Annotated in this window: 14 protein-coding genes; 9 read left to right on the top strand and 5 right to left on the bottom strand. The window is 43.0% G+C overall.

Annotated elements, in window-relative coordinates; genetic code table 11:
• Positions 1-66 precede the first annotated feature (66 nt).
• Positions 67-855, top strand: coding sequence for a polysaccharide deacetylase family protein (locus GJV22_RS09550; RefSeq protein WP_163712216.1), 789 nt, complete (start codon positions 67-69; stop codon positions 853-855).
• A gap of 191 nt (positions 856-1046) precedes the next feature.
• Here GJV22_RS09550 and GJV22_RS09545 read toward each other — a convergent pair whose 3' ends face one another.
• Genes GJV22_RS09545 through GJV22_RS09525 form a run of 5 tightly spaced genes read right to left on the bottom strand, consistent with a single transcriptional unit; the run spans position 1047 to position 10280 of the window.
• A complete protein-coding gene (locus tag GJV22_RS09545; RefSeq protein WP_163712213.1) occupies positions 1047-1961 on the bottom strand; it encodes a transglutaminase family protein in 915 nt (304 codons plus the stop codon).
• Between the two features lies 1 nt (position 1962).
• The gene (locus GJV22_RS09540) at positions 1963-4506 is read right to left on the bottom strand and encodes a circularly permuted type 2 ATP-grasp protein (RefSeq protein ID WP_163712210.1); all 2544 of its coding nucleotides are present in this window, start codon (positions 4504-4506) and stop codon (positions 1963-1965) included.
• Positions 4507-4510: 4 nt separating this feature from the next.
• Positions 4511-7846, bottom strand: a complete 3336-nt coding sequence (locus tag GJV22_RS09535) for a transglutaminase family protein (RefSeq protein WP_163712207.1) — start codon at positions 7844-7846, stop codon at positions 4511-4513.
• A 17-nt stretch (positions 7847-7863) separates the two neighbouring features.
• Positions 7864-8826 (bottom strand): alpha-E domain-containing protein, encoded by a 963-nt coding sequence (locus tag GJV22_RS09530; protein ID WP_163712204.1) that lies wholly within the window; start codon positions 8824-8826, stop codon positions 7864-7866.
• 11 nt (positions 8827-8837) lie between these two features.
• Positions 8838-10280, bottom strand: coding sequence for a circularly permuted type 2 ATP-grasp protein (locus GJV22_RS09525; RefSeq protein WP_205461811.1), 1443 nt, complete (start codon positions 10278-10280; stop codon positions 8838-8840).
• A 458-nt stretch (positions 10281-10738) separates the two neighbouring features.
• On the opposite strand from GJV22_RS09525, the gene GJV22_RS09520 reads away from it, so the two are divergent.
• From GJV22_RS09520 to GJV22_RS09485, 8 genes are all read left to right on the top strand, one after another.
• Positions 10739-11509, top strand: a complete 771-nt coding sequence (locus tag GJV22_RS09520) for a threonine/serine exporter family protein (RefSeq protein WP_163712201.1) — start codon at positions 10739-10741, stop codon at positions 11507-11509.
• Positions 11510-11513: 4 nt separating this feature from the next.
• Positions 11514-12023 (top strand): threonine/serine exporter family protein, encoded by a 510-nt coding sequence (locus GJV22_RS09515; protein ID WP_163712199.1) that lies wholly within the window; start codon positions 11514-11516, stop codon positions 12021-12023.
• A gap of 122 nt (positions 12024-12145) precedes the next feature.
• Positions 12146-13675 carry a glycosyltransferase family 39 protein gene (locus GJV22_RS09510; RefSeq protein ID WP_163712196.1) on the top strand — a complete coding sequence of 510 codons (1530 nt, stop codon included), beginning with the start codon at positions 12146-12148 and terminating at the stop codon, positions 13673-13675.
• A gap of 349 nt (positions 13676-14024) precedes the next feature.
• Positions 14025-15422, top strand: a complete 1398-nt coding sequence (locus GJV22_RS09505; protein WP_163712193.1) for an oxygenase MpaB family protein — start codon at positions 14025-14027, stop codon at positions 15420-15422.
• A gap of 16 nt (positions 15423-15438) precedes the next feature.
• Positions 15439-16290, top strand: a complete 852-nt coding sequence (locus GJV22_RS09500; protein ID WP_163712190.1) for an SAM-dependent methyltransferase — start codon at positions 15439-15441, stop codon at positions 16288-16290.
• Positions 16202-21637: a trifunctional serine/threonine-protein kinase/ATP-binding protein/sensor histidine kinase gene (locus GJV22_RS09495; protein WP_163712187.1), complete on the top strand. Its 5436-nt coding sequence runs from the start codon at positions 16202-16204 to the stop codon at positions 21635-21637. The genes GJV22_RS09500 and GJV22_RS09495 overlap by 89 nt, the downstream gene beginning before the upstream one ends.
• Positions 21634-22011 carry a response regulator gene (locus GJV22_RS09490; RefSeq protein ID WP_163712184.1) on the top strand — a complete coding sequence of 126 codons (378 nt, stop codon included), beginning with the start codon at positions 21634-21636 and terminating at the stop codon, positions 22009-22011. The genes GJV22_RS09495 and GJV22_RS09490 overlap by 4 nt, the downstream gene beginning before the upstream one ends.
• Entirely contained in the window at positions 22008-23048 is a 1041-nt protein-coding gene (locus GJV22_RS09485; RefSeq protein ID WP_163712181.1) for an adenylate/guanylate cyclase domain-containing protein, read from the top strand. The genes GJV22_RS09490 and GJV22_RS09485 overlap by 4 nt, the downstream gene beginning before the upstream one ends.
• The last annotated feature ends 23 nt before the right edge of the window (positions 23049-23071 follow it).

Genomic DNA, 23071 nt, shown 5'->3' with positions numbered 1-23071 from the left:
CTCGTTTTTTAACAGTGTCAGTGAAAGATCTAATCGTGAAACGATGATTCTTAATCAAAACTAATCATGAAGAAAATTGTGGCTCTTTTCATACTAATGACAACCATCGGTTATGTCAATGCTCAGATTATAAAAATGCCAATTCCCGATAAATTAGTTGTGCTCACGTTCGACGATGCTACAGCCAGTCAATACAGCATAGTCGCGCCATTATTGGAAAAGTTTGGTTTTGGAGGTACTTTTTTTATCTGCGAATTTCAGCCCAATTTTAAGGATAGCAGTAAATATATGAATTGGCGGCAGATTGCAGCCTTGAATAGAATGGGGTTCGAAATTGCTAACCATACGCGGCACCATGAGCATATCAACAGTTTGTCGAAAGAGAAAGCAGTGGAAGTACTCAAGTATATTGATGATAAATGCGATTCGCTGGATATTCCAAAACCAACCAATTTTGCATACCCGGGCTATGGACTCAATTTGTCAGCCTTGGAAGTTTTAAAAGAAGAAGGGTATCATTTTGCCCGGGCAGGGGGAAGTCGTGCCTATAATCCGGTAGTTGATCATCCGCTTTTAATTCCAAGTTGGGCAATGAATTCGGAAAATAAACAGGAGATTATGCAAGCCTTTTCCGAGGCGAAAGAAGGCAAAATCGTGGTGCTCACAATCCACGGCGTGCCCGATGTTGAGCATCCTTGGGTAACTACTCCGCCGGAGCTATTTGAAGAATATCTGACTTATCTTTCCGGGAATGGATTTTCGGTTATCTCACTCAATCAATTGGATGAATATATTGATGTGAAGGAGGCGGTAAGAAGCATTATTCCTGATTTTACCAAGCCACTTAAAAACTAAGAAAATTTACAGGAGAAGTACGGTTGTTTTATTTATGTCGGACTCATTTGAACAAACTCTGCGAGTTTATTTTCAGTCAGTTCAATCATGTGATGGCTAAATGAAAATATGGTAAGGTATAAACGGTAATTATATCTTATGCTTTTTGGGTTTACATTTTAGGTACTCAAAGAGTTGAGTGCCTTATTTACCTATAGCGAAACAGTATTTTGATCGAATTTTGCTTCCCGGATATCTACCGAAACGCTCATTTCATTGTTGCCGTTACTGTATATGACACCTTTCAATGGGGGAACATCATAGTAGTCTCGTCCCCAAGCAACCACCAAATGTTGATTTTCCGGAATCAAATTGTTGGTAGGATCAAAGTCGACCCACCCAAAACCGGGAATGTAAACTGAAAACCAGGCATGTGAAGCATCTGCTCCAATAAGCTTTTCTTTGCCTTCAGGCGGAATGGTTTCAATATATCCACTCATGTAGCGCGTTGGCAATCCAACCGACCGGATACAGGCAATAGCTATTTGAGCAAAATCCTGACAAACACCTTTCCGTTCTGCGAAAACCTCATGCAGTGGAGTCGCAACATCCGAAAAACCGGGTACAAACTGAAAATCGGTATAGATTCGTTGCATCAGTTCGCGGGCTGCATCAAACACTGAGCGGTTGGGCTGAAAAGATTCTGCACCATACTCCCGTATTGCCGGCGCAATTTTTCGAATTAGGGGAGACTCCAGAATATATTGCCGGGCATCTAAACACTCAGGAGTCAACGAATTCATGCATACCGTGGCTTGTTGCATGGTGACTGACCGGCAAGCATCAGATTGGTATCTTGCCGTAATATCTTGATAATTCCGCTCAATTATACTTTTTGAAACCACTTTGAGCTGGTTGTGAGGCTCCTGAATTGAAAAACGGGTCAAATGATTTCCAAAGAAATCCAAACGTTCGCTGATTTCAGATGTTTGTGGACCAATCTCCAGCTTAAAATCCAATAGTTTCTGTCCCTCCATATTGCGAGGTTTTAGCGTAGCCATATTGTGGCAATAGCTGACAAAGTTGTCGTACTGGTAATTGGTTTTATGGAGTACCTGGAAGATCATATTATTCTGAAAAACTTTGATGAATTAATTGGTTTTGTCGGTAGCTATGGCTGAAATATGTTGTTGTTATCGACAAGGATGTTTGAAATAAAAGATTACTTAATTCTGAAAGCAACCGATCCAAATTTTCTCGTAACCCGGTTTCCTCATCGGTTTTACCTAATTCAACGCTTGTTGCCAATCTTAGTTTGGAAAATCCTTCAAAAATGAACTTTTCGTAGCTGCTCAATTCGTGGGTGACCTGTGATTGCGGTAAAACAGCCAGGTCTTTATTTAAGCGGTTAAAACGAAATGCCACAGATCGGGGATATTTCTGGTCTAAAATAATCAAGTCAATCACATTTTCCATTTTGATGTACGAGCGGTAGCTATGCCGGTATATATTCAGACTTTCGTGACTGTTTAGCAGCGATTCAAGAATTTCATATTCAATATGTTCATTGTATTTTACGACCAACAGACTGCGACATTTGGAAATGTTGAGCATACTGAGTTCCAACTGAAGACCAATGAAATACAACAGCAGCCCCTGTTCAATAAGGATGCTTTCTTCAACCAATCCCATAAATGCAATCAGGCGCGTAATTAATTGATCGAGAGTTTGGATCAATTTTCTGTTTGTAATGTTCTTTTCGTTTTCAATCGTTCTCCAGATCGTATTTATACGTTCAAAAACCCGCCACATGTCCGATGACCAGAGATTTCGGATTGAATAGTAGGCATTGAAAAACATAGACATGGTGTGCGACAAGCTCCCTGATCTGTTCTTGTCTAAAATAACCGAATAGATTTCAGCAACCGGGTCTTGAATGGGTTTTTCTCCAACGAAGCCCGGAAATGTACAGGTCAGGTTAGTAACGGCCCGAAACAGCGCATCAAGACTTTGATTATTTGGTTTTCGCTCGTTGAAGTTGGTGAAATTCATCTGTTTCAGAACCATACGCAGAAAGCGGGATGTGGACAATGCCCGGCCAACATAGCGTCCGGCCCAGTATAGATTCTCGGCTGTTAAACTAGGTAAGTCGTCCAATCCTTTACCAATTATATGGGAAGGTGTAATCAGCGAAAACCGGCTATTGGCATTATCTTCCTTGTCATCAATTACCCAAAAATCTTTACTTAGTCCGCCGGTTTGATTGGATACAACCGAATTGTTAACGGACGAAGCTACCCGAACCAATCCTCCAGGCATAATTTCGTAGCCTTTCTCTGTGGCAACCCCAAATGTGCGGATAGCCATATTGCGGGCTTCGAGGGTTTGATTAATCAGGGTCGGAGTGGTTGAAAAACCGATTCGCTCCTGTGCAACAAAGCGGTAGGGGCGATCGATGATCTGCTTTCGGAGATGATCTAAATCTTCGGTGTTCATTTCATAGCAGATGAACGAATTATCTTTTTGTGGTCGGTCAATTCGTCGAACCACCAACTCATTCAAATGGTTAAGCACATAGTTGCGTTCCTTTTGCTGTCCGCACCACCATGATGCGACTTGCGGAAGGATTAAATCTTCTTTCAAAAAATATCGGGCAATACCGGGAATAAATGGAATAAGTCCCGGGTTTTCCAGTACTCGGGAACCAATGGGATTGATGATATTCACATTCTTCAGTCTGACAACTTCAAGCAGTCCCGGTACTCCAAGTTGCGAATCTTCCCGTAGCTCAAGCGGATCCGTATAAAAGTCATCAACCCGGCGCAGTACCACATCAACCCGTTTTAACCCTTTGAGCGATTTCATCCACAAATAGCCATCACGGGCAACCAGGTCATTTCCCTGAACCAGCGGATATCCTAGGTGTGATGCCAGGTAGGCGTGCTCAAAATAGGTTTCGTTTAGCGGTCCGGGCGTTAACACCACAATATTGGGCGAATCCGTTTTGCGAGGTGACGCATTAATTAAAAGGTTATTGAAATGTTGAAAGAATACCGATAATTTGCGGACCTTCAATCCCTGCGCCAATTCGGGAAGAACCCGTCCAATCGTTTGTCGGTTTTCCAGCGCATAGCCCATTCCGGAAGGAGCCTGGGTGCGGTCGCTGTAAATCCACATTTGGCCGTCGGGACCACGGGCTATATCGGCTCCGTATATCAACAGTTGCTTATCCGATAAGTACGAAATTTGGTCGCAAGGACGAATAAACCCCCTGTGACTGTATATGACTTCTTGAGGAACAATTCCTTTTTTTATTAATTCGCGTTTGCCATACAGATCTTTCAGAATCAGATTGAATAATTCGGCACGTTGCTGAATCCCTTTCTCAATGACTCCCCATTCTTTCGAATCCATAAGCGTTGGAATCGTATTGAGATTCCATGGGCGGTTAAGTCCATGAGGGTCATTATAGACGTTGTAGGTAACACCGTTCTCCGACAGATACCAATTCAGATCCGATTGGCGGGAACTCATTTCCGCGTAACCAATCTTTTCTATATTTTTAAATAGAATGTTCCAATGCGATATCATCGAAGCGCTCGACCCAGTCACTTCGTCATTGGTACATTGCAAGATGTATTCATTAAACGGCATGTCCTTTATTTCTGGCATTCACTTAATCTGTTTTCCAATTGTGACGTAAATCCAGCGTATGCGGAAATTCCATGCTCACAGGAATTTCTTTATAGTCGAATGTTTTTAGGGCAGAATGTTGTGCGATTGTTCGCCCCGGTTCCTGATTGATAGCCTGAGTTTCGGGAGCTGCAATTTCTCCCTGCGTGTGGCCAATATCCCAGAAACGGTTAATTCTGCGCGATTCTGCTTCGTAGCTGTTGACCGGGTAAGTATCGTATGAACGTCCTCCCGGGTGGGATACGAAATAAGTACAACCTCCGATCGATCGTTTATTCCAGGTATCAACAATGTCGAATACAAGCGGAGTATCAACTCCAATTGTTGGATGGAGTGAAGACCAGGGTTGCCAAGCCTTGTAACGAATGCCTGAAACAAATTCACCTTTTTTACCGGTGCTGGTCATCGGTACTTTTAATCCATTACACGTGAGCGTATATCGTTCATCAACGAAATTGTTCAGTTTAATTTGTACCCGTTCGATTGATGAGTCCACATAACGGGAAGTTCCACGGCCGGACATTTCTTCTCCAAGTACATTCCATGGTTCAACAGCCATGCGTAATTCGAGGTCAATACCCTGAATGTTCATCATTCCGTAGAGTGGAAAACGGAATTCAAAGAATGGATCAAACCAATCGAGTTTGAATGGATAGCCTGCTTCGTTAAGTTGCGTGACAATATCTTTAATGTCTTCTTTCACATAGTGTTCCATCAGGAAGCGGTCGTGCAGTTCGGTTCCCCAGCGGACCAACTTGTGCTTATACGGTTTTTTCCAAAACCAGGCAACTAATGTACGAACCAGCAACATTTGCATCAAACTCATTTGTGCGTGTGGCGGCATATCAAAAGCCCGCAGTTCCAGGATTCCTAATCTCCCTGAAGAGGAGTCGGGGGAATAAAGCTTGTCGATACAAAATTCAGCCCGGTGTGTATTTCCGGTAATATCGGTTAGCATATGACGGAACAAACGGTCAGTTAGCCAATACGGAACTTCTTTCCCTTCCGGTATTTGCTCAAAGGCTATTTCCAGTTCATACAGGTTTTCATACCGGCCCTCATCCACACGCGGAGCCTGACTTGTTGGCCCGATAAATGCTCCGGAAAACAAGTACGACAATCCCGGGTGATGTTGCCAGAAAGTAAGCAAACTGCGCAGCAGGCTGGGACTTCGCAATAAGGGGCTGTCGGTTGGTGAGCTACCACCAAGTGTTACATGGTTACCGCCTCCTGTACCGGTATGTTTACCGTCGAGCATAAACTTTTCGGTTCCAAGCCGGGCTTGTTTGGCCTCTTCATAAAGCGTTAGGGTGTTGTCTGTTAATTCCTTCCAGTTCTTGGCAGGATGGATGTTTACCTCAATAACACCAGGGTCCGGTGTAACTTTCAGCAACTCAATGCGGTTATCGCGTGGAGGTTCGTAACCTTCGATGATAATCGGAATTTTTAATTCAGCCGCTGATGCTTCAAGCGCCGCGGTTAAATCCAAAAATACTTCTGCGCTTTCGAATGGAGGAAGAAAAACATAGAGTTTCTTTTCCCTCACTTCGGCACAAATTGCAGTCCGGATGAAGGGTTGAAGCTCTGTAAGCTTTTTAGGACCTGCTTTTTTGCGGCTTTGAACGATCTTGTCGTATTGCCCCAGATGATCTGTTTCAGCAAACAAATCAGGCTCAAATGTAGGTTCACTGTCCATCGTTGGGCTCTCCAAAAGCGAATCCAGCGGAAGTCTTAAACCAACCGGTGAAGTTCCGGGAGTCAAAAAGAGGTTATTGCGCCGAAATTCCCATTTGCTGCTAATCCAATTTTGTTGAAAATGGTTTAACGGAAGAATGAAGCCAACAGGTTCATTCATGCCGGTGTTCAATATCTCACTTAACCTTTTTCGCTCCAGAGGATCTTTCAAGTCGCTTTTCAAAGGATCAACATCAACCGGCAGCTTGCCTTCTTCCCAAAGGAAATAGAAAACATCTTCATAGGCTGGCAGTATTGTTTCGGTGCTCATGCCCAAATATTGGGTTAGCGTTTTCAAAAACAATTCAGGTGTCTTTGAATCCACTTTATATTCTTTGGTGAATGAGGCAAGCAGTGACGGGTCTTTCCAGACTGGAAGTCCATCTTTACGCCAGTAAATGCCGATTTGCCAGCGAGGCAATGCTTCACCTGGATACCACTTACCTTGCGCGTGATGTAACACACCACCTTTGCCAAAACGTTCGAGTAAGCGATTTGACAAGTTAGCCGCAAGCTCGCGTTTGTGTTCTCCGTCGGCACTGGTATTCCATTGCTCAGACTCCATATCATCGATGGACACAAATGTCGGTTCACCTCCCATAGTCAAACGGACATCGCCCTCCTGTAATTCTTTCTCAACCTCAAAGCCCAGGTTATAAATGGCTTGCCATTGGTCGTCGGTATATGGTTTGGTAACCCGTGGCGATTCAAAAATTCGGGTGACACTATTAGAATGGAAAAACTCCGTCTGGCAAACATCGGTATAACCGGTAACAGGAGCTGCACTTTCATACGACGGGGTGCAGGCCAGCGGAATGTGTCCTTCGCCTGCTAACAAGCCGGAAGTAGCGTCGAAGCCAATCCAGCCGGCTCCGGGAACATAGGCTTCAGCCCAGGCGTGCAGGTCCGTGAAATCCGCTTCGGGACCGGAAGGGCCATCCAGCGATTTCTCATCGGCAGTAAGCTGAACCAAATAACCGGAAACAAAACGGGCACCAATACCTAAATGTCGTAAAACTTGTACAAGTAACCAGGCAAAATCGCGACAGGAGCCGGAGCCTTTTTGAAGGGTTTGTTCACAACTTTGAACACCCGGTTCCATCCGGATGGTATAATTGAGATGTTTAAACAGCTTTTGATTTAACTCAATCAAAAAGTCGATCGTTTTTCGTTGCGACTGATCCACTGTTTTAATCCATTCAATCAGTAATTTCCCACTTTCCCGAATCTCCAGATAGGGGATGAGTTCTTTTTGCAAGGTTTCATCGTACTGGAATGGAAATTCTTCGGCAGATTCTTCAATGAAAAAATCAAAGGGATTAATCGTTTTTAAATCGGCAATGATTTCAACATCAATTGATAATTCGTTGGTTTTTTCAGGGAATACCAGCCGTGCCTGATAGTTTCCGAAAGGGTCCTGTTGCCAGTTGAAAAAATTGTTTTCCGGTTTTATTTTAATCGAATAAGCTTCGATAGGTGTACGGCTGTGTGGAGCCGGACGTAACCGAATGACGTGCGGAGACAGGTTGATCATCCTGTCATATTTGTACGTTGTTTTATGTGAGATGACAACTTTTAGGGCCATATGGAATAGATTGTGAGTTACATTTTAGTGATACTGTTTTCAATAGAGAAAAATGAATCAGCAATTGCTGACGATACGTTATTCAGTTTTATCTGGAAGTTATCCAAATATTCGTGCATCCCTGTTTTTATGATATCGTTGATATCGGCGTATTCCAATTGAGAAGTCAATATTCCGACTTCTTTTTCGGCTAAGTTACTATAACCACTGTTTTTCCCTGATATCATTTTTAATGACAATGCTGTGTGTTCCAAACAGAGTAACATGGAACGAGGAAATTCTTTGTCAAGAATGAGGAAATTAGCGATACCGGAAGGAGTCAGTTTTCCGAAAAGCTTGCGATACATGTCATAAGCACTAACCGATTTTAGCAGTGCAGCCCATTGAATTATATCCAGTGCACTGCCGATATCCTGCGGCGAGGGTAATAAGATATGGTATTTAACATCTAAAATTCGTGATGTTTTGTCTGCTCGTTCCAGCAATTTCCCGATCCGGCCAAAGTGCCATCCTTCAGTTCTCGAAATTGTGGCGTCGATAATTCCCCAAAACAACTGACAGCCTTTTTTAATTTCGTCAAAATACATCCTCGGATCCCGCTTAGTCCATATTTTTTTAGCAAGACCGTCTTTTACGAAATAGTACAAATAATTAATCTGTGCCCAAAGTTCTTTTGTTATTTCGGGACGAATTGACCGGGCGTTTTCCCGTGCGTTGATAATACAGTTATAGATTGAATTTGGGTTTTTAGGATCGAAGCCCAAAAAATAGATTACTTTCTGTTTGCTAATGGTTTTGTTCATCACTTGATATAACTCCCAGTCTCCGGTTGTAACAACAAGGGGTTGCCATTGTTCAGAAACATCAGGAGGTAACTCCAGCGACAAGTTAAAACTTACATCCATAAAGCGGGCGTAATTTTCAGCCCGTTCCATATACCGGTTCATCCAGTACATTGCATCTGCAACTCTACTCAGCATTTTCTCGAATTTTAAATATTATCAACAACCCATGTATCTTTACTCCCGCCGCCTTGTGATGAATTGACCACAAGCGAACCTTTTTTGAGGGCAACCCGCGTAAGTGCTCCGGGGGTGACTTTTATTTCATTCCCATACAGGACATAAGGTCTTAAGTCGACGTGGCGGCCCTCGATGGTACCGTCCTCGGTAAGGGTGGGAACGCGTGAAAGGTTGATTGTGGGTTGAGCAATATAATTTCTGGGATTCTTTTTGATTTTTTGTACAAACTCTTCCTGTTCGGCCTTGGTTGACTTGGGACCGATTAACATCCCATAGCCACCGGAAGCATCGGTTTGTTTGACAACCAAGTCGGCAATATTTTCGATTACAAATTTCTGGTCGTCGGGGCGGTTACAGATGTAGGTTTGTACGTTGGGAAGAATCATTTCTTCGCCCAAATAGTACTTGATAATATCGGGAACATAGGCATAAACGGCTTTATCATCGGCGACTCCTGTTCCGGGTGCATTGACTAAAACAACGTTGCCTTTAAGATAAGCTCTGAATAATCCGGGAGTTCCCAAAAGCGAATCGGATCGGAAAACTTCCGGATCGATAAAATCGTCATCAACACGGCGATAAATAACATCGACCCGCTTCAGCCCTTTCGTTGTTATTTTATAAACGATATCATCTTTCACAACTAAATCGCGACCTTCGACTAATTCTGCTCCCATTTGTTGAGCCAGGTAGGCGTGTTCAAAATAGGCTGAATTGTAGATTCCAGGTGTCAATACCGCGATAGAGGCCGGAGAAACGGGTGAAAGTGACTCCAGCATGTCTCTCAAACTATGTGTATAATTGGCTACGGGGCGCACAGCCAGCTTCTCAAATATTTCGGGGAATGTCCGTTTCAAAATTTCCCGGTTCTCTAGCATATAGGAGACACCCGATGGACAACGCAGGTTATCTTCCAAAACATAATAGCCACCATCACCTCCGCGAATAATGTCGGTTCCTGTAATGTGTACCCAAACTCCTTTGGGGGGCTTAAATCCGATACATTGCTTGAGATAAGTTGAACTGGACAGAATTAGTTCTTTTGGGATAACCTTGTCTTTCAATATCTTTTGGTCATTATAAATATCGTCTAAGAAAAGATTCATGGCATAAATCCGCTGTTTCAGACCTTTTTCCAAGTAATCCCAGTCCTTGCCGGTGACAATTCTGGGGATGATATCCAAATGTAATATCCGCTCGATTCCTTGATTGTCGCTGTAAACATTAAAGGTCATTCCCAGAGACATTTGAACACGATCGGTTGAATGTTGCAATAAATTAAGCCGCTTAATTCCCATCTTCTGCAACCGATCAGCGAAATACTTGTAATGTGGCTTAACTGTTTTGTCTGATTCGAAGGTTTCGTCGAAAAAGCCTTCTGTTTCGTAATTCTCAATATTGATTCTTGCCATATTGTATAGTGAGATGTTTAAGCTTATAACATCCAAATAAGCTTTTGGGTTTTTATTTCTTCATTTTGTCAATGTCTGTGTTTAAATATAATGAATTTGTTATTCGAATGTGATCAATAGATGCAAATGTTCAAAAAGAAGTTCACGTATTAAATGATTGTTACGGGAACCTGATTTCAACGTAAATCACTTATTGTATTACCCCATTTGACTACGTGATTTGTTTTCGTAAATATATAATTGGGAAAGAGATCGGTTTGAAAACCGGTTTCATAATGTTAGAAACTGTTGCTTAAAATTTTCTTTTGTGTCATGTTATTCAGGTGAAGAATAGAAAAATGTAAAAACTCAATCCTTTTGCAATAAGATAAGTTTAAATTCTGTTCCGAGATCTTTTAAATTTGTGTGCGGTCAGACGAATTTTCATTTATTTCGCGGGTCGCTATCATAAATAATCTATGGAAAACCGAAATATCAAACGAATTCAGGAGCTTAGTAAAATTTTGCTTGAAGTGGGCTCATTACTGATGGCCTCAGGAGCCAATTCCTCCCGAATAAGAATTACAATTATGCGTATCGCCAGTGCTTATGGTTTTAGTGCTGAATTACTGATTACCCACCGGGCGCTGATGTTAACTGTTTTTGATGAAGAGAGCGATTACTTTCACAGTAGTTTGAAGCGTACTTCACCACATGGCGCCAATTTTAAAATGGTTAGCGGGATTAGTCGCATGAGTTGGCGGATTGTTGAAGAAGGTTGGGATTACGGTAAAGTTTGGGCTGAAATTGACCGCCTTAAATCATTGCCTCATTATCCGCGATTGATCATTTTAGCCACGGTCGCGCTGGCCGGAGCATCATTTTGTCGTCTGTTTGGCGGTGGGCCGGTTGAAATGCTGATTACTTATATTGCAACTTTCTGTGGCTTGTTTATTCGCCAGGAAGCGGTTAAAAAAGGCTTCAATGCTTATCTCTGTATTTTCTTTGCTGCATTTACATCCTGTTTAATTGCAGGAAGTGCCGTGAAGTTTCAACTGAGTGTGAATCCGGAACATGCTTTTGCAACTTCGGTTCTTTACCTCATCCCGGGAATTCCGTTGATCAATTCGTTATCAGATCTGCTTGAAGGAAATATCATGAATGGTCTGGTGCGAGGAATGAATGGTTTGATGATCGCGTTCTCAATTGCTTTGGGTATGTTGTGTACAATTTTAATTTATAATATTTAGGCTGATGGAATGGTTCTCATTTCTTGAAAAATGGATTTGGTTAGGTTTTGCTGCTGTTGGATTTGCAGTACTGTTCAATGTTCCTGTACGTACCTTGTGGGTCATTTTTGTTTTGGGGGCTTTGGGGGGTAGCTTGAAGTTTGTTACGATGAAACTTGGTGGCGGAATTATTTTAGGGTCATTCTTTGGAGCGATGTTGGTCGGTTTTCTAAGTATCTATGCAGCCCATTTTCGTCATGCACCTCCTTTTGTATTTGCCATACCCGCTGTGATTCCAATGGTTCCCGGTGCATTCGCTTATCGAATGATGCTTGGTATCATTCATCTTACTGGGGATGTCGATCATGCTCTATACGGACAGTTATTGGATGAAACGCTTAACAATGGGTTGAAGGCCTTGTTTGTGCTGATGGCCCTTTCTTTAGGTGTTTCGGCTCCCATGTTGCTAACCCGCCGCGAATCGGCCAAGCAGATTAAAGTTCCGTTGAAGATTGATGGCTTGATTAGAAAATAGGTTGTCTGCCAATCGGATAACTGGTTCCGCATTAAATTACTGTTCGTTGGTTCTCTGTTTCTTTGGGAATCGTTAAATTTGGGTTGAATAGATTTTTTCGAAACCCCAAAACCAGAGCATTCATGTTCAAATCGGTATCCAACGAGTGGAAATTAATCGGTGTCATCGCTTTCATGAAGTTGGCCTTGCACCTGTTCACTTTTGCCAACTATGAACTTCACAGAGATGCCTTTCTTTACTTTTCGTTGGCGCAACACTTAGACTGGGGATATGCTTCGGTTCCACCGGGAATAGCCGTGGTCGCCGCCTTTGCGACCGGCGTGTTCGGCAATACCGTTTTTGCTCTTCGGATTATTCCTGCTTTGCTTGGCTTCTTTTCTGTTATTCTGGTCGGGAAGATTGTTTTGGAACTGAAAGGTGGGACCCGGGCTATTTTGATCGCCTGTTTAGCCTTTGTGCTTTCACCTGCTTTTCTCCGATCGAATGCCTTATTTCAGCCGGTCTCGTTCAACCAGTTTTTTTGGCTGTGGTCTGGTTATCTGCTCATCCGCTTGGTTCGGACGGAGAATACCCGCTATTGGCTGTTAGTCTTTTCGGTTTGGGGAGTGGCATTTCTAACGAAATATTCGATTGCCTTTTTTCTGGTTTCAAGTTTATTGGCGCTCTTTTTCAGCGGGCATCGGCGGCTGTTCTTTTCGGGCCATTTTCTCCTTGGCGGCCTGATTGCTGTTCTGATCATTTCACCCAACCTATATTGGCAGTACCAGCACAATTGGCCCCTGATTCACCATATGAGCGAGTTGCAAAAGACGCAATTTGCGAATGTGTCGATTATTGGATTTGTACTTGACCAGTTTCTGATGAATATTCCCGGCTTTTTTATTTGGACAATAGGCTTGATTCGTTTTTTATTTTTCAGATCGGTAAGGAAATATCGATTCATTCCTTTGGCGTTCTTATTGACTGTCGCGGTTTTGTTGTTAATGCAAGGGAAGTCATATTATACACTTGGTTTTTATTCCATCTTGTTTGCATTGGGAGGTGTGGCGATTGAAAAGTACCGTAAGCCCGGTTGGCAGCTTTTCTATTTGGTTTTTATGCCGATCGTATTGTTGCCTTTGCTTCCGTTTAGTTTGCCGATGTTGGGTTTGGAGCGAATGGCACGTTACTCGAAGTCATCGGCGCAATTTACAAACCGTTGGGAGGATGGAAAGGTCTACCAACTGCCGCAGGATTATGCCGATATGACCGGATGGCGGGAATTAGGAGAGCTGGTAGGTAAAAGCTGGCAAGCTTTACCGGACTCCGTGAAGAAAAATGCTTTCATCTTTGCTCAAAACTACGGTCAAGCCGGAGCAGTTAATTTTTATGGCGAGAAATACGGTTGTCCACAGCCCGTCTGTTTCAATGACCAGTTTCTGTTTTGGGCTCCCGATACGATCGGAATGCAGCCATTACTTTATATTGATCAGGACATGGGGGATATCGAATTTCTATACCAGGATGTGAAGCTCATTGGACAAGTCCAAAATCCGTATTTTAGGGAGAATGGACTGAAACTGTATTATTGCACTAATCCAATTTCCGGTTTCCCAACTTTTTATGGCAATAAGGTGAAAGAGCTAAAGTCTGTCTACTCCAAGCCTGAATAGTATTATTGTAGCATGATAAAGCTATTCTGGTGCAGTGATTTTGAGTATAGTTTCATTCGGTCCTTCCATTCATTCAGCCTACTTTATTAAATTTCACTTATATAGTTAGAAGTTTTTTCTCAAAGCTATTGAGTCTAATAAAGGAATTACGTATCTTATTGTCGTGCTTGCATTAGCTAACTAATGTCAATAATGCATTCGATAAAAATCAGGATTAACTAATACTGTGTTCTGTCTGGTCAATTTGATAACGGGACTCGCTTCATAAGCTGGTTTTGCAATCTGATACATCCAAAAAGTCAAGCTGTCTGGGGCGTAATTCTTAGCAACTAAAACTAAACACGAAATAATGGGAAAGAACAACTTGCAGTTTGTATGGAATGGAATTGATTTGGAGCAACTGCGTCAGCAAATGGATACCGCTTGCGATGACGCGGTGTTAGCAGTTTATAATTCAGATGATGAATTGGATCTTCGTGACATTTTGAAAAAGATGGCAACGAATGATAGTTTTGTCACAACGGAATTTCCTAAAGTCATGCATGATTTTGTGCAAAAGGAACTTACCTATCCGTTTACAGAGGAAGACATCAGACAGTTTGAACTGACGCACGAGGTATGGAAAAAGAAAGGCATGTATTTCGTTTTTATCCTGTTTTTCCGTGCATTGCCCTACACTTACATGGCTGAAAAACCGGCCAATGTTTTACGAATTACCAAGCTATTGAAAGAGCATACCGAACGTCGGGTTTTCGAAACTGCTCAATTTGTTTTTGACGTGATGGATGAGCATTGGTGGACACCTGAAAAACGAGGTATTCTGACCGCTTTGAAAGTTCGCATCATGCATTCAGCTATGCGGCATCTCATCAAAAATTCGCGGGTTGAAGGTGAGGAGTGGAATAAAGAATGGGGGCAGCCTATCAGTCAGGAAGACCTGATTGCGACGAACCAGGTTTTTTCGCTGGAATATTTTAAAGGGATGGAAATGCTAGGCGAGCCATTGACCGAGGAAGAGCAGGCTGCCTGGTTTCATACCTGGAAAACCATTGGACGCATTATGGGGGTCAAGGATGAATTGATCGCGAAAGATGTAGCTGATGCATGGGAACTTCAGCATAAAGTGTATGCTCATTTGTTTAAGGACAAAACTGAAGCCGGAATACCTCTGGCAACAGCTTTGGTTAAAACATTGGATCATTTTCACCTGCCTGAGAAACTGAGTTTGCTGATGATGCGTAAAATGCTGGCTGATGAGCAATTCCCGGACTGCTTTAATCGGATGCTCGGTCCGACATTTTCAACGGATGAGAAATACAATAAACTGTTCGAGAAACATGCCGATCCCCACAAAGCAGAAGATCATGAGGACGAATTGGATGGCCATTTGAAGGACGAATTGCATCAGTATCACAAAATCATGCAAGAGAAGAAATCGCAATACCGGAAAAAGGGTTTTTTAGCCTGGATTCAGGAGATGATCTTGGTGGTCGTCAGTTTCTTTGGCGGTGACATAACCAAGGATCAACAGTTAATTGACATTCATATCAAGGGATTACATATTTCGATCCATGTGCCCGGAACAGACCTTCCGGTCGACCAATTGGAAGAGGACGCGATTGAAGATTCTCTCAAATCAGTTGGTGGAATCATGATCGCCATTTTGAATCATCACTTCAGAAAAGATAAAAATTCAGGCTTCCGGATTCCGCAGTCTCTGCAAGACCATTGGGCAATGAAAGGCTAATTAAAATAGAATAAAAATGGATTTTGAATACAAAAAATCAATTGTCAGCTATTACGACAATACCCGCCTTGATTACCGCGTATTGTGGTTTCGGCAAAAAACACGTTCGGTTCATTTTGGATTTCACGATGAGCAGGCCAACACACACGGAACAGCATTGACGAGATTGAATGAAGTTATGGCGAATCAGGTTAATATCGGCGACGACGACCGCATTCTGGATGCAGGGTGTGGTCAGGGAGCCAGTTCTATTTGGTTAGCCGAACAGTTTGATGTGGAGGTGAATGGCATTACTTTGGTTCCACACCAGGTTGACATTGCTCAAAAAGAAGCCGGGAAAAGAAACCTTCAATCCAGAGTGATGTTTTCGGAACAGGATTATCACCGCACCGATTTTGCGGATGAGTCGTTTTCGGTGATTTGGGCTTGCGAGAGCATGTGCCATTCAGCAGATAAAGTCGATTTTTACAAAGAAGCGTATCGCTTGTTGAAACCCGGTGGACGGCTGATTTGTGCTGACTATTTTCGCACCGATCGCCCTCTTCAACCTGACGGAGAAGACTTATTGCATGCCTGGTTAGATGGCTGGTCAATAAAGGATATTGACACACAAACAGAACACAAGCAGAATGCCGAAGCGTGCGGATTCTCGGATTTTCAGATGCAGGATATCACGCAATATACACGCCCTTCGCTACGGCATTTGTATTCCATGGCCAGCAAGCTCTGGAAATTTGGTCAATTTTTAAAAGGAATTGGCTTACGCAATAAGGTCAATCATGGAAACCATTTTGCTTCCATCCGACAGTACGAAGCATTGGAAAATGACCTTTGGTTTTACGGTCTGCTATCCATCAAAAAGCCTTAATATGATTGCGCCTGAAACACAGATTCTATCTCAAGCTTACCAGGAGTTGCGAACGCTTTTTAAAAATGAAAAGAATGAGATCATTTTGGCTAAGCGACAGGCTGATGGTGAACATGTGGTTTTGAAACAGTCGCAATTGCTCAACGGCAATATTGTCCGTGCCTCAAAACTAGCCCATGAATACGAAACGCTTAAGTCGCTCAAGCATCTGGCAATTCCAGCGGTTTATGATTTGTTGTATGATGGGGTTGTGGTGACCTTGGTTCAGGAATATGTTGATGGCAGTGACTTGAGAAAGTTGGTTTTTGAACGGAAATTGTACCCGAAGGAAGTGCTCGAAATCGGGATTCAATTGGCTGAGGCATTGCAATATTTGCATCTGCACGAAATTATCCATAAAGATATTAATCCCAGCAACATCATGCTGGATCAGCAAGGTCGGCTGAAACTGCTCGATTTTGGAATTTCATCCAATTTGCAATCGGAAACCAACGATTTGTTAAACCTGGAGCAAATTGAAGGAACTTTGGCTTATATCGCTCCGGAGCAAACCGGACGAACAACTTACTCTGTAACCAAGAGCTGCGATTTCTATTCATGCGGTATTTTGTTGTATGAGCTGTTGAGTGGAAAACCGCCGTTCGATTCAGTGGATCCTTTAGAAGTGATTCATTTTCATTTGTCGCGGAAGCCTTTGCCGGTGAGTGCGGTTGTTGAAGACATGCCTGACGGTTTTGAGCAGATCATTTTTAAACTGCTGGAGAAAAATCCGGATGACCGTTATCGTAATGCTGCAGCTCTGAAGGAAGATCTGGAGCTGGTTTTATTGCACGCGAAAAAGGGTAAAATGTTAGCCGATTTTAAGCCGGGAGCCAGCGATTTTGTTGAGCATTATAAACAGAGTCAAAAGCTTTATGGCCGCGAGGCTGAGATCAACCAACTGATGGACATTTATCACCATCGATTAGCAGAAATTCAATCTGTTTTAGTCCTCGTCGGGGGTTACTCCGGAGTTGGAAAATCAGCATTAATTCGGCACATCAAATTTCCGATTATTCAAGCCGGAGGAACCTTTATCTCGGGGAAATTCGATCAATTTAAAAAGGACATTCCGTATTATGCATTTATCGAATCTTTTCGCGAATTTATTCAGAATTTGCTTTCCGAACCGGAAGCTAAAATCGAGTATTGGAGAGATCGGGTAACCAGCGTTTTGGGGGATAATGCCGGATTGATCACAGAGGTAATTCCACTGTTAAGTAAAATATTGGCCAGGCAAGTAGAGGTGCCCAAATTGCAACCGGCTGAGCAGGAGAACCGTTTTAATGCGGTTTTGCTCGACTTTATTTATGCCTTCAGTTCTCCCGAGCACCCATTGGTGATCTTTTTGGATGATTTGCAATGGGCTGATTTACCTTCACTTAATCTGGTTAAGCGGGTTTTGGAAAATCCGCGACACGATCAGATTTTACTTCTAGGTGCCTATCGTGACAATGAGGTTGACAAGGGGCATCCGCTGATGATTACCCTAAAGCAATTGCAGGGATCAGACAGCAAAGTCAGAACAATCAGTTTGAACCCATTGGACCAGGAAACGACCTGCCGGATTACAGCCGATTCATTTGGTATGGCAATGGCAAAGGCGGAAAAACTAGGCATTCATGTACACACAAAAACCAAAGGTAATCCTTTCTTCATCCACGGATTTTTAAAATCGCTGTACGATAGACGGTTGGTGAGAAAAGATCCGAAAGAAGGGTGGAGCTGGCAGCAAAAGAAAATTGATAAGTTGGCCTATACCGACAATGTCATCGATCTAATGACAGAAGGGCTAACAGTCCTGCCCGAGAATACCCGAAATGTTTTAAAGTATGCTTCGGTGTTGGGAAATACTTTTCAACTGTCGGATTTAGCCAATAGTACAGAGCGGTCGCAGGCGCAGGTTTATTTCGATCTTGTTCCGGCCGTGAAGGAAGGTTATTTACACACCGGAAATAAACATTACCGAACCTTTGCATTGAGTTCAGTTCGCATGACTCCGGAACTCGAGCAAGAATTAAACGCACAAAGTCCGTCATTTTCATTCACACACGACAAAGTACAGCAAGCTGCATATAATCTCATTACTGAAGATGAACTGGCGCTGCTGCATTTAGCCATTGGTCGCTTGTTGTTGCAAAGCCGAACGGAAATTCAGATCGAGGAAGATATTTTCGAGCTACTAAATCACTTTGTCATTAGCTGCCATTTGATTGAGGATAAGCAGGAGAAGAACCGTGTAATTTGCCTTTGTTTGTTGGCTGCACGAAAAGCAAAAGAATCGATCTCCTATGGCTTGGCAGTTAATTTTCTGCGAACAGCGCGTAGCTTGCTCGATTCGTTCAGCTGGGTTCAGAATTACGACAATACGTTTCAGGTTTACTTTGAATTGGGAACTTGTGAATACCTGAACGGCGATCCGGACCTGGCCGAACAATATTTCAAAGAGGTACTGGGATATGCCCGGACCAATTTCGAAAAGCTGAACGTGTATTACATGCACTCTTCCTTGTACCTTAAAATAGGGAATACACGCGAATCCTTGCGTCTGGGTTTGGAAGCAGCCAAGCTCTACGGTATTCGGTTTCCAAAAAGTGAAGTGGGAAGACAGCTAAGCTCGTTATATACCTTAGGGAAATATCTTGTTTTAATTCACACAAAATATCGCGATCGACAGAAATTGGCGGAGTTGCCTGATTGTACTGATGAAGAAATGATCGCGCTCAACACCTTTATGATTGACCTGTCGACCAGTGCTTACCAGGAAAATCGTTTCCTGATGATGTTATCTGTTTTCCAGGTGATAACGCTCTACCTCAAACATGGTTTTTCGAATGCTTGCGGTTGGGGATTTTCCGGATTTGCGGTGTTGGTGTTGGAAGTATTGAAATTGCAAAAACTGGGTTTTTCGATTTGGGAAATTACAGAAAAACTAAACAGACGGACGAAATCACCTCTGGTGAAATGGCGTCTCTCGTATACGATTTACTGTTTTTATGCCCATTGGCGCTATCCAAGACGGGAGGTTCTAGATCAAATTCCGGAAGTGTTGAAAGGGTGTGTCATGAATGGCGATAATATTTTCACAGGCTACACGGTCGCTTTGTCCTTGCGCTATCGGCTCGCGCTGGGAGACCAGTTGGAGACTTTATTAGACGAAAGCGGGGACCACTTGGGGCTGATTCGAAATGAAAAAGGGGGAGGTGACTTTTTTTACAGCTTGTATCAGCTTGCTAAAGCCTTGGCCGGAAAAACAGAGAACGGAAGTTGGGATGATGAAAGTTTTAATAGTGAGGCGTTTGGCCAGCGATTAATGGCGGAGGGTAATCGAACGAAAATAGGCTTTTATCAATCCAGTAAATGCTTTCTACTCTATTTTCAGGGAAGAAAGAAGGAAGCATTGGAGCAAAGTCGTGTCGTCCTCGATTTTGCTGAGAATAATCTTGGCGATATCATTATTTCGGAGAACAGTTTCTATATCGCACTCATCATATCAGCCTGTTATTCCGATATGAATAAAAAAGAAAGAAGTAAGTATCGAAAGGAATTTAAGACGCATCTGAAAAATTTCAAGTACTGGAGAAACGGCAATGAACAAAACTTCAATCAACATTTGGAGCTGTTGCAAGCCGAATGGTATGCCATGGAAGGATCTGTGGGGAAAGCGCTTCAGTATTACGAAAAAGCAATCGCGACGGCCCAGCGGAACCAATTTAAACATGTTGTGGCTATTGCCAGTGAGTGTGCCGGAAATATGTGCGAAGCTGCCGGTCTCTGCGCTCAAAAAGAAATGTATTTCCGCAAAGCCCGGGAAGCTTTTCGGGCTTGGGGAGCCGTCTTGAAGTGTTGGCAATTGGAAGAGCGTTTTCCGGAATTGGTCGTTGAAACGAATAAGCCAAGGTTGAGCCACCTGGTAGGAACGGCTACATCGACCGGTACATCCAGCAAATCGGCATTGGATTTGGCCAGTGTGTTAAAGGCATCGCAAAGTATTGCCAGCGAGGTGAAATATGAAGGCTTATTGAAGAAACTGATGCACATAACCATCGAAAATGCCGGTGCCGAGCGGGGATGTCTCTTATTGATGCGGGACAATCAATTGTATGTTGAAGCGATTGGCCAATCGGGAAAAGCAGGGATCGAAATTTTACCGGGAACGCCGATTGCAGAAAAAGAACTCGTCCCGTTTTCTGTGGTCAATTTTTGCCGGAGAACGGAGGAGAGTGTTGTCATTGACGATGCTTTGCAAGAAGAACGATTCCGATCTGATCCATATATCCAGCAGCATAAAATAGCTTCGATTATGTGTGTGCCCATCACCGCCCTTGGAAAATTGAGTGGTTTGATTTATTTGGAAAACAGCCTGCTGAAAGGAGTCTTTAGTAACGATCGGATTGAGTTGTTGCAAATGCTCTCCGGGCAAATCGGTATATCAATTGAGAACACACGTCTTTACGAGAACCTCGAAGAAAAAGTGCGGGAGCGCACTCGTGAAATTGAAAAGACGATTGCCGAATTGAAAGCAACACAATCGCAGTTGATCCAATCTGAAAAGATGGCTTCACTGGGAGAACTGACCGCCGGTATTGCCCATGAGATTCAAAATCCACTCAATTTCGTGAATAATTTTGCCGAGGTGAGCGTCGATTTGCTGGAAGAGATGCAGGACGAAATGGCTCAGAAAAACTACGATGAGGTTGGCGAGATCACGAATGACCTGAAGCAAAACCTGGAGAAAATAAATCATCATGGTAGCCGGGCAGCCAGCATTGTACGAGGTATGTTGGAACATTCCCGGATTGATGATCAGAATAAACAAGCGACAGACATCAATAAACTGGGTGAAGAATATTTGCGATTGGCTTACCACGGGTTGCGGGCCAAGGATAAGTCCTTCAATGCCGAATTGAAAACTGAGTTTGATGTGTCGATTGGTAAGGTTGAGGTAATCGCGCAGGATTTGGGACGTGTATTGCTGAATCTGTTCAATAATGCTTTTTATGCGGTCAATGCCCGAAAAGCATTGGAAGGCCCAGAGTATAAGCCAATGGTCAGTTTAAAAACGATCGCGCTTGAAAATCAGATTGAGATCAGGGTGGGGGACAATGGCACCGGCATTCCGGACAAAGCGCTTGAAAAAATATTTCAACCTTTTTTTACAACAAAGCCTACCGGACAAGGTACCGGTTTGGGTTTAAGCTTAAGCTACGATATTATAACCAAAGGGCATAAAGGTGAGTTAAAAGTTAATACTGCACCCAATGCAGGAACGGAATTTATAATCATATTACCGACAAACGAACGATGAAAATATTAGTTGTTGACGATGAAAAAGATATTCAACCGTTGTTTATGCAGCGGTTTCGGAGGGAAATCCGGAAGGGTGAATTTGATTTTGAATTTGCGCTTTCAGGAGAAGATGCACTCAACAAAATGGAAAGCTTTCAACATGAAGCGGTTCTTATTCTTTCGGATATCAATATGCCCGGAATGAGCGGTTTACAGTTACTCGAAAACATCAAAGTGAAACAGCACACGCCACCCCCTGTTGTGATGATGATAACTGCTTACGACGATTCTGGGAACTACAATAAAGCGATGGAACTGGGGGCAGACGATTTTCTGACCAAACCGGTTGACTTTAACAGCTTAAAAGAAAAAATTAAAAAACTAGGCTCATGACAAAAATTCTGGTGGTTGATGATGAGGCGGATCTGGAAGTTCTGGTCAAGCAGAAGTTTCGGAAAAAGATTAGGGAGCAGGAGTATCAATTTGTCTTTGCCAGTAATGGACGGCATGCACTCGAACAGCTGAAGGATCATGCGGACGTTGCCGTGGTCCTGAGCGATATCAACATGCCTGAAATGGACGGTTTGACACTTCTCGGACGTCTGTCGGAAAATCACTCGCTGCTCAAATCAGTCATCATTTCGGCTTACGGCGATATGGAAAATATCCGTTCCGCGATGAATAAAGGAGCCTTCGATTTCATCACCAAACCAGTTGATTTCAGGGATTTGGAAGTGACACTGGAAAAAACAATCCGGCAAGTGAAACAGATTCGCGAAACCATGCGGGCCATCAAAGAAAATAATATTCTAAAGATGTATGTTGACGAGACTGTTCTGAATTTTATGGGAACCCGTGAATTTGAGACCACCTTAATGAGCAGCGAAACAGTTGAGGCAGCAGTGGTATTCATCGATATTTGTTCGTTTACAGCGATCTCTGAGAACGAATCGCCGGACACCGTGGTCGAGCTGTTGAATAACTATTTTGATTTGATGGTGAAAGAAATCATTGCTCACGGAGGCTTTATTGATAAGTTTATTGGCGATGCGATTATGGCCGTTTTTAAAGGCGAATATCAGCTGGACCGTGCTGTTGATGCCTGCTTGGCTGTCCGTAATAAAATCAGTTCACTACCGATGGTTTCCAATCATGTCAAATTTGAACCGAATGTTTCCATCGGAATTAATTATGGTGAAATGGTGATCGGAAATATTGGCTCTTCCAGTTTGAAGCGGCTGGATTATACGGTAATCGGTGATGCCGTGAATTTGGCGCAACGGCTGCAGGGAGCTGCCTCACCGGGACAGATATTGATTTCAGAAGAAGCCTATCACCGGATAAAGGAGTATTTTAAGTGTCGGGAGATTGGTGAAATTGCCCTGAAGAACAAACAAAACCCGATAAATACATACGAAGTTGTTGAATAAAACTTCATGATGTAGCCGAACTG

It is taken from the genome of Mangrovibacterium lignilyticum, assembly GCF_010882175.1.
In the GTDB taxonomy this organism is placed as follows: Bacteria; Bacteroidota; Bacteroidia; order Bacteroidales; family Prolixibacteraceae; genus Mangrovibacterium; species Mangrovibacterium lignilyticum.
Note: the sequence above shows the minus strand (reverse complement) of the source record. Positions and strands in the feature narration are given on the sequence as shown.

What these genes read in the sequence shown, in the direction of transcription:
- GJV22_RS09550 (WP_163712216.1), top strand. Translation starts at nt 67, where the DNA reads ATGAAGAAAATTGTGGCTCTTTTCATACTAATGACAACCATCGGTTAT.
- GJV22_RS09545 (WP_163712213.1), bottom strand. Translation starts at nt 1,961, where the DNA reads ATGATCTTCCAGGTACTCCATAAAACCAATTACCAGTACGACAACTTT.
- GJV22_RS09540 (WP_163712210.1), bottom strand. Translation starts at nt 4,506, where the DNA reads ATGCCAGAAATAAAGGACATGCCGTTTAATGAATACATCTTGCAATGT.
- GJV22_RS09535 (WP_163712207.1), bottom strand. Translation starts at nt 7,846, where the DNA reads ATGGCCCTAAAAGTTGTCATCTCACATAAAACAACGTACAAATATGAC.
- GJV22_RS09530 (WP_163712204.1), bottom strand. Translation starts at nt 8,826, where the DNA reads ATGCTGAGTAGAGTTGCAGATGCAATGTACTGGATGAACCGGTATATG.
- GJV22_RS09525 (WP_205461811.1), bottom strand. Translation starts at nt 10,280, where the DNA reads ATGGCAAGAATCAATATTGAGAATTACGAAACAGAAGGCTTTTTCGAC.
- GJV22_RS09520 (WP_163712201.1), top strand. Translation starts at nt 10,739, where the DNA reads ATGGAAAACCGAAATATCAAACGAATTCAGGAGCTTAGTAAAATTTTG.
- GJV22_RS09515 (WP_163712199.1), top strand. Translation starts at nt 11,514, where the DNA reads ATGGAATGGTTCTCATTTCTTGAAAAATGGATTTGGTTAGGTTTTGCT.
- GJV22_RS09510 (WP_163712196.1), top strand. Translation starts at nt 12,146, where the DNA reads ATGTTCAAATCGGTATCCAACGAGTGGAAATTAATCGGTGTCATCGCT.
- GJV22_RS09505 (WP_163712193.1), top strand. Translation starts at nt 14,025, where the DNA reads ATGGGAAAGAACAACTTGCAGTTTGTATGGAATGGAATTGATTTGGAG.
- GJV22_RS09500 (WP_163712190.1), top strand. Translation starts at nt 15,439, where the DNA reads ATGGATTTTGAATACAAAAAATCAATTGTCAGCTATTACGACAATACC.
- GJV22_RS09495 (WP_163712187.1), top strand. Translation starts at nt 16,202, where the DNA reads ATGGAAACCATTTTGCTTCCATCCGACAGTACGAAGCATTGGAAAATG.
- GJV22_RS09490 (WP_163712184.1), top strand. Translation starts at nt 21,634, where the DNA reads ATGAAAATATTAGTTGTTGACGATGAAAAAGATATTCAACCGTTGTTT.
- GJV22_RS09485 (WP_163712181.1), top strand. Translation starts at nt 22,008, where the DNA reads ATGACAAAAATTCTGGTGGTTGATGATGAGGCGGATCTGGAAGTTCTG.